This is a genomic window from Streptomyces sp. NRRL S-31 (assembly GCF_000718775.1).
Classification (GTDB): Bacteria; Actinomycetota; Actinomycetes; order Streptomycetales; family Streptomycetaceae; genus Streptomyces.
Map to the genome: position 1 here is coordinate 22,582 of NZ_JOCB01000044.1, position 13,471 is coordinate 36,052.

Annotated in this window: 6 protein-coding genes; 4 read left to right on the forward strand and 2 right to left on the reverse strand. The window is 75.8% G+C overall.

Annotated features, from left to right (window positions below; genetic code table 11):
* Positions 1-244: 244 nt before the first annotated feature.
* The gene (locus tag IF37_RS0118690) at positions 245-1,414 is read left to right on the forward strand and encodes an elongation factor Tu (protein ID WP_030743672.1); all 1,170 of its coding nucleotides are present in this window, start codon (positions 245-247) and stop codon (positions 1,412-1,414) included.
* 120 nt (positions 1,415-1,534) lie between these two features.
* Positions 1,535-2,380 (forward strand): spermidine synthase, encoded by an 846-nt coding sequence (locus IF37_RS0118695; protein WP_030743674.1) that lies wholly within the window; start codon positions 1,535-1,537, stop codon positions 2,378-2,380.
* Here the strand turns inward: IF37_RS0118695 and IF37_RS0118700 are convergent.
* Together IF37_RS0118700 and IF37_RS0118705 are read right to left on the reverse strand one after the other, a co-directional pair.
* Positions 2,342-3,640 carry an MFS transporter gene (locus tag IF37_RS0118700; RefSeq protein WP_030743676.1) on the reverse strand — a complete coding sequence of 433 codons (1,299 nt, stop codon included), beginning with the start codon at positions 3,638-3,640 and terminating at the stop codon, positions 2,342-2,344. The two genes, IF37_RS0118695 and IF37_RS0118700, sit on opposite strands and share 39 nt — an antisense overlap.
* Before the next feature lie 121 nt (positions 3,641-3,761).
* Positions 3,762-4,814 (reverse strand): hypothetical protein, encoded by a 1,053-nt coding sequence (locus tag IF37_RS0118705; RefSeq protein ID WP_030743678.1) that lies wholly within the window; start codon positions 4,812-4,814, stop codon positions 3,762-3,764.
* A gap of 62 nt (positions 4,815-4,876) precedes the next feature.
* Here IF37_RS0118705 and IF37_RS0118710 point away from each other — a divergent pair, with 62 nt between their 5' ends.
* Both IF37_RS0118710 and IF37_RS0118715 read left to right on the forward strand, forming a co-directional pair.
* A complete protein-coding gene (locus tag IF37_RS0118710) occupies positions 4,877-5,338 on the forward strand; it encodes a DUF4442 domain-containing protein (protein WP_173456904.1) in 462 nt (153 codons plus the stop codon).
* Between the two features lie 651 nt (positions 5,339-5,989).
* Entirely contained in the window at positions 5,990-13,471 is a 7,482-nt protein-coding gene (locus IF37_RS0118715) for a type I polyketide synthase (protein ID WP_030743684.1), read from the forward strand.

The following is a 13,471-nucleotide window of genomic DNA, read 5'->3' on the forward strand; positions in this document are numbered from 1 at the left end:
AAACCATTCGACACCGGACATACCGTCGGCGACGATCGAGGGCACGTTCCGGTACGCCTTCCTCCTCGGGACACGCGCGGTCGCGGACGTCCCGAAGGCTGCCGTCCCGCTCCTCCCGGCCGCTGTCGACGGCGCCCGAAGCCGACCCTCCCCGGATCGTCCGGCGGACCCCGCGGCGGGAGGGCCGGCGCGTCACCGGGGTCCCGAACCCTTCGTCACGGCTGAGAGGCTCCGAGGTACAACCATGTCCGAAACAGCCCGCGTACGCACCAAGCCGCACCTGAACATCGGCACCATGGGTCACGTCGACCACGGCAAGACCACCCTGACCGCCGCCATCGCCAAGGTCCTCGCCGAGCGGGGCACCGGCGCCCCCGTACCGTTCCCCCGCGCCGGCCGTGCCCCGCAGGAGTCCGCCCGCGGCACCACCACCGGCGTCGCGCACGTCGAGTACGAGACCGACACCCGGCACTACGCCCACGCCGACATGCCCGGCCGTCCCGACCACGTCGAGCACATGGTCGCCGGGGCCGCGCGGCTCGACGGGGCGATCCTCGTCGTCTCCGCGCTCGACGGGGTCATGCCGCAGACCGCCGAACACGTGCTGCTCGCCCGGCAGGTGGGCGTCGACCACCTCGTGGTCGCGCTCAGCAAGGCCGACGCCGGGGAAGAGGACCTGACCGACCTGGTCGAACTGGAGGTCCGCGACCTGCTCACCGCCCACGGGTACCCGGGCGGCACCGTCCCCGTCGTCCGCGTCTCCGGGCTGCGGGCCCTGGCGGGCGACCCGCGGTGGACGGCGTCCGTCGAGGCGCTGCTCGACGCGGTGGACACCTACGTGCCGGTGCCGGAACGGGACCCCGGCGCGCCGTTCCTGCTGTCCGTGGAGGACGTGCTCACCGACACCGGGCGGGGGATCACCGTGACCGGCGCGGTGGAGAGAGGCACGGTCCGGGTGGGGGACGAGGTCGAGGTGCTCGGCGCCGCGCCGCACGCGGTCGTCACCGGGCTGGAGACGTTCGGCAGGCCGGTGCGGGAGGCGCGGGCCGGGGACAGCGTGGCGGTGCTGCTGCGGGGGGTGCCCCGGGACGCCGTCCGGCGCGGGCACGTGGTGGCGGCGCCGGGCAGCGTGCTGCCGAGCCGCCGTTTCACGGCGCGGGTGCACGTGCTGTCCGGGCGTGAGGGCGGCTGCACCACACCGGTCGCCACCGGGCACCGGCCGCGGTTCCACCTCCGGACGGCGGACGTGGCGGGCGTCGTCGACCTGGGGGAGAGGGGTGTCGCGCGGCCGGGGGAGACGGTCGCCATGAGCGTCGAACTCGGATGTGCCGTGCCCTTGGAGCCGGGTCTCGGTTTCGCCGTCCGCGAGGGCGGCCGGACCGTGGGCGCGGGGACCGTCCTCACCGTGGGGTGAGGGGCCCGTCGGGTGAGGGGCCCGTCGGGAGGGGGGCGTCGTGACGGGCGGCGGCGAGCGGGCCGGCCGGCGCGCGCCGGCACGGATTCGTCCGCTCCCGGGGCACGTCACAATGAACGGGTGACCGAGCAGATACCCGTTTCCCGCACCACCGATCACGGCACCGCCAAGCTGATGCCGGATGTCGACCGGGAGCGGGCCTGGCTGCTCACGGTCGACGGGGCGCCGCAGTCGTACGTCGACCTGGACGACCCCGCGCACCTGGAGTTCGAGTACGCCCGGCGGCTGGGACACGCGCTGGACACCGCGGCCGAGGCCGGGCGGGCGCTGGACGTCGTGCACCTCGGCGGGGGCGCGCTGACCCTGCCGAGGTACGTGGCCGCCACCCGGCCCGGCTCCCGCCAGGACGTGGTCGAGGCCGACCGGGGGCTGCTGGAACTGGTCACCGAGCGGTTGCCGCTCCCGCCCGACTCGGGCGTCACGCTGCACGCCGCCGATGCCCGGGCCTGGCTGGAGGCCGCGCCGGACGACCGTGCCGACGTGCTGATCGCCGACGTGTTCGGCGGGTCCCGGGTGCCCGCCCACCTCACCACGCTGGCCTACTTCCGCACCGCCGAGCGGGTGCTGCGGCCCGGCGGGGTCTATCTGGCCAACCTCGCGGACGCGGCGCCCTTCGACTTCCTGCGCTCCCAACTGGCCACCCTCGCGGCGGTGTTCGAAGAGGTGGCGTTGATCGCCGAACCGGCGGTGCTGCGCGGACGCCGGTTCGGCAACGCGGTGGTCGTGGCCGCGCACCGGCCCCTGGACACCGCCGCACTGGCCCGGCGCACCGCGGCGGACGCCTTCCCCGCGCGCGTCGAACACGGCCCCGCGGTACGGCGGTTCACCGGGTCGGCACGCCCGGTCGAGGACGCCGACGCCGTACCGTCACCCCAGCCCCCCGACGGGGCTTTCGGCATCGGCTGAGGCGGCCGGGACGGCGGCGGCCCGGTGCGTGCGCCGGGTCAGCCGGCGCACGTCCGGGACCAGCAGCACCAGGGCGGTGACCAGGACCACCAGGACGGCACAGCCCCACAGGGCGGCCGTGCGGCCGAAGGCGGTCTCGGCCGGGCCGGCCAGGGCGGTGGCGAGCGGCATGAGGGAGACCGAGCCGAACCAGTCGTACGCCGAGACCCGGGAGAGCTTGTCCTCGGGGATCTCCTGGTGCAGCGCCGTCATCCAGGAGACGCCGAACACCTCCACCGTCGTACCCGCGGCGAACATCACCGCGTACAGCGCGCCCGGCGGCAGCGGTACGGCCAGCGCGGCGGCGGGCAGCGCCAGCGGGAAGACGCACAGCGTGCCGGCGAGCAGCAGACGGCGGGGCTTCCAGCGGGTCATCAGCAGGGCGCCGGCCACGGTGCCCCCGCCGAAAGCGGCCAGGGCCAGGCCCCAGGGGCCCGCGCCGCCCAGGCTGTCCCGGGCGACGAGCGGCCCGTAGACCGCGTCGGCCGCGCCGACCACCGCGTTGGCGATGGAGAACTGCACGACGATGCTCCACAGCCAGGGCCGGCCGATGAACTCCCGCCAGCCGTCGCGGAGATCGGCGAGCAGGCCCCCGCCCGGCGGGCGCGGCGGGATGTGGCCGACATCGAGGAAGGAGCGCAGTGCCGCGGCGACGGCGAAGGCCGCCGCGTCGACGGCGAGCACCCAGCCGGGGCCGACGGCCGCGACCAGGGCGCCGCCGAGCGCGGCGCCGCCGAGGGCCGCGCCCTGGGTGGCCATGCGGAAGACGGCGAACGCCCGGCCCGCCTGCTCGCCCTGGACGGAGGACATCAGCATGCCCTCGGCGGCCGGTCCGAAGAACGCCTGGCCGGTGCCGCCGAGCGCGGTGAGCAGCATCATCTGCCACAGCCGGGGCTCACCGGCCAGCACGAGGGCCGCGAACGCCCCCTGGGAGAGACAGTTGAGGGCGTTGGCGGCGACCATCACGCGGTGCCGGGGCAGCCGGTCCGCGACCGCGCCCCCGATGAGCAGGAACACCACCAGCGGAAGCGTGCGGGAGGCGGCCACCAGACCCACGTCCCCGCCGTCGCCGCCGGCCTCCAGCACGGCGAACGCGGCGGCGATCAGCGAGCCGTTGGCGCCGAGGCCGGTCACGACGGCCGCCGCGGTCAGCAGCGAGTAGTTGCGTCCCGCCCAGGCGGGCCTGCGGGCGCGGGCGGAGGAGCCGGGGGTGGAGGTCACCGGCCGACTATCGCCGCGGGGCGGCCGGAACGCCAAGTGGATTTACGGGCCGGTCCCGTCGGGGGAGCGAGCCTGCCGTCCGAGTCCGAGTCCGAGTCCGAGTCCGAGTCCGCGCCCGCGTTCACTCCACGACCGGGTCGCCGTTCAGCCGCACCGTGGTGAGGATCTTGTCGACGGTCGCGTCGGACAACTCGTCCTTGACGCCCTTCGCGCCGTACAGCGTCCAGGAGACGAAGCTGCCCGTGGAGTTCTTGAAGGCGAAGGTGACCGCCTTGCCGTCGGTGGTGCACGCGTTCTTCCGCGGGGCGCCGGTGACGTACGAGGTGGCGACGCTGCCCTGGACGCCCGAGGCGGTCGTGAAGGGCTTCGCCGTGCCGATGTGCAGGTACTTCTTGGCGGCGTCCGACTGGTCGGTGTAGCCGCCGAACGCGAAGGTGGCCGAGTCGTTGCGGGCGGTGCTCGCGGTGTCCTTGGCGCCGTTCTCGCCCTTCGTGCCGCTGGCGGCGAGCGCGTAGGACTCCTTCCTGCCGCCCTTCTCGGAGGTGCAGTGGTCCGGCTTCAGGAACGAGGCCCCGGAGAAGCCGATGTACGGCGAGCCGTCGCCCTTCTTCTCGTCCTCGAAGAAGGTGAAGACGCCGGGCCGCTCCACCTCCCAGTCGGCGGGGACGTCGAAGGCCGTGCCGTACTTGGGGTTGACCACGACCTTCCAGCCCGCGACGGTCGGCTTCGCCGTCTCGTTGCCGCGCGGGTCGTCGGTCGCGGACGGGCCGGGCGGCGCGGATGCCGAACCGGCCGTCGGTGACGGGATCGTGTGCCGTCCGTCCTTGCCGCCGTCCGCCTCGTCGTCCTCGGAGCCGCCGAGCACCAGGAAACCGGTTACGGCGGCGGTGACCACGACGGCCGTCGCCGCGATGACCGCGATCAGCTTCGTCCGGCCGCCGCCGCCCCGCGGCGGTTCGGGCGCGGGCGCGGAGGGCTGTCCCCACTGCGGCTGCTGCCCGTACGGGCCCGCCTGCGGGTACTGCTGGTACCCGGGCTGCTGGTACGGGTTGGGCTGCGGGTGACCCGGCTGCTGTCCCGGCTGCTGGTACGGGTTCGGCTGCTGGTACGGATTCTGCTGCGGATGGTGCTGCGGGTTCTGCGCGCCCCCTGGCGGCTGCTGATCTGGCCACATGGCCCGTAACCCTAGTGTGCTTCTCTGGCCAGGCCAGGCTACTCATGAGTAACATGCCTGCCATGAGCGCAGACCAGATGTCCATCGGCGAGATGCTCGCCGCCACCGTGCCCATGGCCCGGACGCTGAACCTGGAGTTCCGGGAGACCGCCCCCGACAGGGCCGTGGTGTCCCTGCCGGACCAGGCCGACTACCACAACCACGTGGGCGGCCCGCACGCCGGTGCGATGTTCACCCTCGGGGAGTCGGCCAGCGGCGCCATCGTGCTGGCCGCCTTCGGCGACCAGCTCTCGCGCGCCGTCCCGCTCGCCGTGCGGGCCGAGATCGCCTACAGGAAGCTGGCGATGGGCGCCGTCACCGCGACCGCCACGCTGGGCCGCCCGGCCGCCGAGGTCGTCGCCGAACTGGACGCGGGACAGCGCCCCGAGTTCCCGGTCGCGGTCGAGATCCGGCGCGCGGACGGCGCGGTGACGGGCGAGATGACCGTGGTCTGGACGCTGCGGCCGACCGACCAGGGGAAGTGAGCGGCGAGAAACCGGCCGACGCGCCCCGCCCCGCGATGCCGGGGCGGGGCGTGTGGCTGTTCCCGGGTGTCCGTGCCCGGCTCGGGGTCGACGATGTGTACGGCGGTGGGTGAGGGGCCGGTTCAGGACGGTGGTGGTGGGGCCGAGGGGACCGGTGGGGACGGTGGGGCCGGGCCGGTGGTGCCCGTGACGGCGCGGGGCCTTCTGGCGCCCGCTCCCGGCGTGCGCCCCGCTCATACGGCGGCGGGCACCGGCCGTACCCGGGCCCTGTCCGTTTCCCGTCGGCCCGGTTCGAGCCACCGGGGCGACGTCACGCGGAATTTACGGACCGCGGCCGGATGTCCCGGCGTGTGACGTGCCGATGGGTCCACGGTGAAGCGGGCGGATGGTTTGCCGCGCTTGTTCCGGTACGCGCTCGGGGGTCGTACGGTCCCGTACTCCCGGCCGTGCGGAGAATGGGCTGATTCGCCGCCTCTGGCCGCCTCTTGCCGTGGATTCGACGGGCTGGCCGGATCGGCGTCACCGCCGGGGGAAAGGTCGCGGCGTTATTGACCCGCGAGTAATCACCTCGCTAGTTTCCGGGGGCCCCGCACCAGAGTGTCTCGCCGCACATACCCCCCACCGTGCTGTCACCGATCGTGCCGGAGCCTCATGACCTCGCCTGTGCGTGCCCATGACCTGATCCTGTGCCTCACCCCCTTCGGAGAACCCGACGCCGGCCTGGCCGCCGCCGCCTCAGCCGCCGGCGCGCTCGGCGTCCTGGACCTGGGCACGGGTGACCGAAGATCCCGTGACCAGCTCTCCCGCCTGAGCCGGGCCGCCCCGGGCCCCTTCGGCATACGGGTGACCGGGCGCTGTGCCCTCACCCCCGCGGACCTCGGCGACGCCGTGGACACCGTGCTCCTCACCTCGGACAGCACCTGGAACGCCGACCGGCTCCCGGACGCATGCCGGGTGTTGGTGGAGGTGCATGACCTCGGGCAGGCTCGGGCGGCCGTCCGTGCCGGTGCGCGGGGGCTGGTCGCCCGGGGAGCCGAGAGCGGTGGCCGGGTCGGCGACCTGACCACCTTCGTCCTGCTGCAACAACTGCTGTCCGACGAGGAGTTGGTCGACGTCCCGGTGTGGGCCTGCGGGGGCATCGGGCCCCGTACGGCGGCGGCCGCCGTCGCGGGCGGCGCGGCCGGTGTCGTCCTGGACAGCCAACTGGCCCTGCTGGCCGAGTCGGAGCTGCCCGAGGAGACCCGGGCGGTGCTGCGCTCCCTGGACGGCTCGGAGACCGTGGTGGTCGGCGGGCACCGGGTGCTGCGGCGACGCGGCCCGGACGCCCCCCGGCCGCCCGCCGACACCCCCGAAGCGGTCGCGCCCCTGCTGGGCGCCCGCGCACCACGCGGCCGGCTGCTCCCGGTGGGGCAGGACGGCTTCCTCGCCGCCCGCTTCGCCGAGCGGTGGCGGGACGTGCGGGGGGTGGTGCGCGGCCTGACGGCGGCGATACGGGAGGTCTCCGGGGCGGCGGCCGCACCGAGGCCGCCCATGCCGACGACCGCGCCCCCCGCGGTGCCGGTGTCCTCGCCGTCCGAGGCGTCCGTGCGGCCTGTGGTGCCGGTGTCCTCGTCGTCCGAGGCGTCCGTGCGGCCTGTGGTGCCGGTGTCCTCGCCGTCCGTGGAGGCGTCCGCGCGGTCCGTGGTGCCGAGTGCTGTGGACACGGCCGTCCTTCCCGCGGAGGCGGAGGCGATACCGTCCGCCGGTACCGGCCCTTGGCCCGTGGCCGCCGTGTCCGGTGCTGACGCCCTGCGGCCCGGGTCGGTGATGAGCCGTGCGCTGGGCACCCGGCTGCCGGTCGCGCAGGGGCCGATGACGCGGGTCAGCGACCAGGCCGGATTCGCCGCCGCGGTGGCCGAGGACGGGGCGCTGCCCTTCCTCGCGCTGGCCCTGGCCGACGGGGAACGGGCCCGGGCGATGCTCACCGAGGCGCGTGCCGTGCTGGACGGCCGGGCCTGGGGCGTGGGCGTGCTCGGCTTCGCGCCCGAGGACGTCAGGAACGCCCAGCTGGACGCCGTACGGGAACTGCGGCCCACGCACGCGATCGTCGCAGGCGGCCGGCCCGCCCAGGCCCAGGCGCTGGAGCGGGCCGGCATCCGCACCTTCCTGCACGTGCCCTCGCCGGGGCTGCTGCGCCAGTTCCTGGACGCCGGTGTGCGCCGATTCGTGTTCGAGGGCTCCGAGTGCGGCGGGCACGTCGGGCCCCGGGCCTCCTTCCCGCTCTGGGAGGCACAGCTCGCCGTCCTGGAGGACTTCCTGGCGGACTTCCCGGCGGACGCCGCCGCGCGTGGCACGGCCGACGGCGCGACCGGCCCCGGCGACGGCGGTGAGGCGCCCCCGCTGGAGGTGTTCTTCGCGGGCGGCATCCACGACGAGCGGTCCGCGGCGATGGTCGCCGCCCTGGCCGCACCGCTCACCGCCCGGGGCGCCGCCGTCGGCGTTCTCATGGGCACCGCCTACCTGTTCACCGAGGAGGCGGTCGCCCGCGGTGCCGTCCGGCCGCTGTTCCAGCGGCAGGTCCTGGCCGCCACCGGGACCGCCCTGCTGGAGACCGCGCCCGGCCATGCCACCCGCTGTGTGCCCAGCCCTTTCACCCGCGACTACCGCGAGCGGGAGGCCGGGTTGCGTACGGCGGGCCTGCCGGACCGGCAGGTCTGGGAGCGGCTGGAGCGGCTCAACGTCGGCCGGCTGCGCATCGCCAGCAAGGGCGTGACACGCGCCGAGGGCGGTGAGTTACGGGCCGTCGACGAGGAACGTCAGCTCGGCGAGGGCCTGTTCATGGCGGGCCAGGTCGCCGTCCTGCGCTCGGCGCCCACCACCGTGGCGGCCCTGCACCACGCGGTGACCGACGGCGCCGCCGACTTCCTGGCCGCACGCGCCGCGGGGCCCGCCGCCCGCGGGACGGCGCCGAGCCCCCGCGCCGCCGCACACCCGTCCCCGCCCCCGCCTCCGCCGCTCGACATCGCGATCGTCGGCATGGCGTGCATGTTCCCGCAGGCACCCGACCTCGCCGCCTTCTGGGCGAACATCGTCGCCGGGCGCGACTCCGTCACCGAGGTCCCGCCCGAACGCTGGGACCCCGCCGTGCACCACGACACCGGCATGACCACGTCGAAATGGGGCGGTTTCCTGCCCGAGATCCCCTTCGACCCGCTGCGCTACGGCATCCCGCCCGCCTCACTCGGCAGCATCGACCCCGCCCAGCTGCTGTCCCTGGAGGCGGCCCGCAGAGCGCTGGACGACGCCGGGTACGGCGAGCGGGGCCGGTGGTTCGACCGCTCCCGCACCTCCGTCGTCTTCGGCGCCGAGGCGGGCAGCGACCTGTCCGGCGCGCTCACCCTGCGCACCGTCCTGCCGTCGTACTACGGCGCGGTCCCCGACGGTCTCGACCAGCAGTTGCCCCGGCTCACCGAGGACTCCTTCCCCGGGATGCTGGCCAACGTCATCTCCGGGCGGATCGCCAACCGCCTGGACCTCGGCGGCGCCAACTACACGGTGGACGCCGCCTGCGCCTCCTCCCTCGCCGCGCTGGACGTGGCCTGCAAGGAACTGGTCTGCGGCACCAGCGACACCGTGCTGTGCGGCGGTGCCGACCTGCACAACGGCATCAACGACTACGTCCTGTTCTCCGCCGTGCACGCTCTCTCCCCGACCGGCCGGTCCCGCGCCTTCGACTCCTCCGCCGACGGCATCGCCCTCGGCGAGGGCGTGGCCTGCCTGGTCCTCAAGCGGCTCGCGGACGCCGAGCGCGACGGCGACCGGATCTACGGCGTGGTCAAGGGTCTCGGCTCCGCCAGCGACGGCCGCTCCCTCGGCCTGACCGCGCCCCGCCCCGAAGGACAGCGGGCCGCGCTGGAACGGGCGTACCGCAACGCCGGGGTGCCGCCGGCCGCGGTCGGTCTGCTGGAGGCGCACGGCACCGGGACCGTCGTCGGCGACCGCACCGAACTCGACGTACTGGGCGAGGTGTTCGCCGAGGCCGGCGCGGAGACCGGCGGCTGTGCGCTCGGCTCGGTGAAGTCGCAGATCGGGCACACCAAGTGCGCCGCCGGGCTGGCCGGGCTGATCAAGGCGACGCTGGCGCTGTACACCGGGGTCAAACCGCCCACCCTGCACGTGGAACGGCCCAACCCGGCCTGGACGGCGGGGGAGAGCCCGTTCGCCTTCCACACCCGGGCCCGGCCCTGGGCCGTACCGGCCGCCGAACGGGTGGCCGGAGTCAGCGCGTTCGGCTTCGGCGGCACCAATTTCCACGCGGTGCTCGCGGCGTACGGTGACGCACCACCGCCCCGGCAGGCCCTGGACGCCTGGCCCGCCGAACTGTTCCTCTTCCGGGGCCGGGACCTGGCGGCCGCCCGCCGGACCGCCGGGGAACTGCTGCGGGCCGCCGAGTCCGACGGCAGCCCCTGGCGGCTGCGCGACCTCGCCCTGGCGGCGGCCCACCGCGCCGACACCTCGCACGACCCGGTCCAGGCGGCCGTCGTCGCCCACGACACGGAGGAGCTGATCACCCGGCTCCGGCACGTCCTTGCCGCGGACCCCGCCCCGGCCGCCGGCGTCCACCTCGCCGCCCCGGCCGGTGGGGGCGACTTTCCGCGCACGGACCCGGGCAAGGTCGCCTTCCTCTTCCCGGGGCAGGGCAGCCAGCGCACCGGCATGCTCGGCGAGCTGCTGGTGACGCTGCCCGAACTGCGGCACTACCTGCACCTCGGCCGGGCCCACGCCGACCGTCTCTTCCCGCCGGCCGCCTTCGACGACGCCACCGACGAGCGCCACCGGGCCGCCCTCACCGACACCCGGACGGCACAGCCCGCCCTCGGCATCACGGGCCTGGCCGCCCACGCCTTCCTCACCTCCGCCGGTGTCCACCCCGACCTGGCCGCCGGGCACAGCTACGGCGAACTCGTCGCCCTCGCCGCGGCCGGCGCCCTCGATCCGGAGACCCTGCTGGAGCTGAGCGCCGAGCGGGCCGGCGCGATCCTCGCCGCGGCCGGGGACGAGCCCGGCACCATGGCGGCCGTCGGCGCCCCCGCCGAGACCGTCGTACGCGCCCTGCGCACGGCCGGGGCACCGGAGTCGGTCGTCGTCGCCAACCTCAACTCACCCGAGCAGACGGTGGTCTCCGGACCCACCGCCGATGTCGACACCGCCGTCAAGGCCCTGCGCTCGGCCGGACTCGGCGCCCGCCGCATCCCGGTGGCCTGCGCCTTCCACAGCCCGCTGGTGGCGGCGGCGGGCGACCGGTTCGCCGAGGTGCTGGCGGACAAGCCGGTCCGGGCGCCCGAGTTCCCCGTCTGGGCCAACCGCACCGCCACGCCGTACCCGGCCGACCCCGGCGCCGTACGCGCCGGACTCGCCGCCCAGATCGGCGCCCCGGTGGCGTTCGCCGCGCAGATCGAGGCGATGTACGAGGACGGGGCCCGGATCTTCGTCGAGGCGGGCCCGGGGAAGGTCCTCACCCGCCTCGTCGGCCAGATCCTCGGCGACCGGCCGCACCGCACCATCGCCTGCGAGCCACGGCCCGACAGCGGTCTGGACGGCTGGCTGGACGCGCTCGCCCGGCTCGCCACGGCCGGTCAGCCGGTGCGCACCACCTGGCTCTTCCACGGCCGTGACGCCGTCGACGCGCTGCGCACCCCGGCACCCGAGCGGCCCGGCTGGACGGTCGACGGACACCTCGTCCGCACGGCCGCCGGAGCCCTCCTGCCCGGTGCCCTCGCGCCGGCCCGACGCGTAGTGGAGACGACTGTGACGACCGCCCAGCCGAACGGCTCCCCGGCCGACCGGGACGCGTTGATCTCCGAATTCCTGCGCACCAGCCGGGAGATGATCGCCGCCCAGCGGGACGTGCTGCTCACCTACTTCGGCGCCCCGGCGGACGCGCCCACGCCCGTGTCCCCCCTCGCACCGCCGGTCCCCATGGCACCGCCGGCACCTCTCGCACCGCCGGCGCCTCTCGCGTCGCCGGCTTCCCCCGCGTCCGCCGTTCCGGCACCGGCCGGGCCGGCCGACGAGCCCGTGCCCGGCCCGGCCGCCGCCTCGGCCGACGACGTGGAGCGGGTGGTACGCGAGATCATCAGCGAACGCACCGGCTACCCCGTCGACATGATCGAGCCCGGCCTGGACCTGGAGGCCGACCTGAGCATCGACTCGATCAAGCGCGCCGAGATCGCCGGTGAACTCGCCCGGCGGCTGGGCATCGCGGGCGGAGCGGAGCTGCTGGCCGACGCCGAGCTGGAGGAGCTGGCCAAGGCGCGCACCGCCGCGGCGGTCACGACTTGGCTGACGGCACGCCTGGGCGCGGCCGGGGGAGCCTCCGGCCATGCGGCGCGGAACGACGGCACACCGGCACCGGCAGCGGCAGCGGCACCGGCACGGGCACCGGAAACGGTCCCCGCCGCACCGGCCACGGCTATCGCGATTACCGGTACGCCGACTACCGGTACGCCGACTACCGGTACGCCGATTACCGGTACGCCGGCTTCCGGTACGTCCGCCCCCGCCGCGCCGCTCCCCGGCACCCCGGCCCCCGCCGCAGCGGACGTCCCCCTCGGCATCGCTCCCCGGCGCTGCGAGCTACGGCCCGTTCCGCTGCCCGATCCCGACCCGGACCTCGCCTCCGAACTGGCCGGCAGACGGTTCGTCGTCCTGGGGGACGGCCACGCCGGTGAGGACGGCGAGGGCGACACCCCCGCCGACGACCAGGGGCACCGCCCCGGCGGCGCGGCAGCCGAGGTCGCGGCACGGCTCGCCCGGTACGGCGCCGACACCGTACTCCTCGCCCACGACCACCTCCTCACCCCGGCCGACCTCCCCGCGGCGCCGGTCGACGGCGTCCTCTACCTCGGCGCGCTCCCCGGCCCCGACCTCCCGGTGCTGCCGGACGCGTTCCCGGTGCTGCGGGCGGCGCTGGCCCACGGCCCCCGGCTGCTGCTCGCCGTGCGCGCCGCCGACGGCGCCGGGGCGCTGCGGGCGGCGGGCCTGGACGGTCTGGTGCGCAGCGTCGGCCGCGAGTACCCGGATCTCTCCGCCCGCGTGCTGGCGGTGACCGACACCGGCCCGGCGGCCGTCGCCGACGCGGTCCTCGCCGAGCTGTGCGCTCCGCGACCCGCTCCCGTGGTCCTGCGCACGGCGACCGGACACCGGCACGGCCTGGAACTGGTGTCCGCGCCCCTCGGCCCGCTCGGCACCACCGGAGCCGGACCCGCCGGGGACGGCGCCGCCGAGGCCGCCGCCCTCGGACTCGACCGGGACTCCGTGGTGCTGCTGGTCGGCGGGGCCCGGGGCATCACGGCGAGGTTCGCGGCCACGCTGGCCGCCGCCTCCCGGTGCCGGATCGAGCTGCTGGGCCGCACCCCCGCGCCCACCGCGCCCGAGCCCCCGCACATCGCCGCCGCCCGCACTCCCGTGGAACTGCGGGCCGCGCTCGCCGCCGGGCCCGGCGCCCCGCGGCCCGCCGAGGTCAACCGGGCCGCCGGACTCGTCCTCGCCCAGCGGGAGATCACCACCACGCTCGCCGAACTCGCCGCCCTCGGCAGCCCGGCCCGCTACCGCTCGGTCGACTTCCGGGAACGGGACACCGTCCTGCGGGCCGTCAAGGAGATCCACGCCGAACACGGCCGGCTCGACGGCGTGGTCTTCGCCGCCGGGGTGATCGAGGACCGGCTGATCGCCGAGAAGACCCCCGACTCCTTCCGGCGGGTCTACGGCACGAAGACCGCCGGGGCCGCCGCGCTGTTCGCCGCCCTGGACGAGCTGCCCGCCGCACCGGAGTTCACCGTGCTGTTCGGCAGCATCGCCGCCGTCCTCGGCAACCGGGGCCAGGCCGACTACGCCGCCGCGAACGACGCGCTGGAGGTGCTCGGCGCGGACCGGGCCGCCCGCACCGGCCGGCGCACGCTCACCGTGCACTGGGGTCCCTGGGCCCCGGCCGGCGGCCACACCGGGATGGTCGGCCCGGAACTGGGCCGCGAGTACGCCCGGCGCGGGGTCGCGCTGATCGACCCGGAGGAGGGCACCGCGGCCCTGCTCCGCGAGCTGGCCTGGGGCGACCCGGCGGCCCGCGCCGTCGTCTACACCGCGTCGGGCTGGTGA